Here is a 513-nt window from a genome sequence, read left to right on the forward strand (position 1 = left end):
TCAGAGATGGATTCAAGTGATCTAAGTTCTCGTTCCCTGGTTTTTTCATCCATGATTGTTGCTGAAACCTGGTAGTAGATTTTTTCAGCCGGTTTTGTAGCAACAAAGTCAACTTCTAAGGAACCGATTTTTCCAATAGTTATATCATAGCCGCGTCTTAATAGTTCTAGGTAAACAATGTTCTCTAAAACATTTTACCTTTTAAATCGTAGCGGTTTGACCGTGCATATGATTATATATCAATAAAAAGAGAAGATATTGAGAATGAACTTGGTATTAGCAAGAGTAGTGAAATAATCGACCTTATCGACCGCGGCCGATAAGGTCGATTATTTATAGTGTTATCTGATAGAATATTTTGTATTTCTTCCTGTACCTACTTTCTTTATAAACTTTTTATCCAATAGATTGTTTATCAATCTGACTGCCTTGGTTTTACCAATACTCATATATTCTTCAATTGATGACCTGGCGATATAATCCGAACTTTTGATATAATTTAAAAGTTTATCC

1 pseudogene is annotated in these 513 nt (G+C 33.3%); it reads right to left on the reverse strand.

Annotation, left to right across the window (positions count from 1 at the left end):
• Positions 1 to 194 (reverse strand): annotated as a pseudogene (locus AC3AX0_RS01210) (ATPase); the annotation flags it as partial.
• Positions 195 to 513: the final 319 nt, after the last annotated feature.

This window comes from Dethiosulfatibacter sp. (assembly GCF_983023055.1).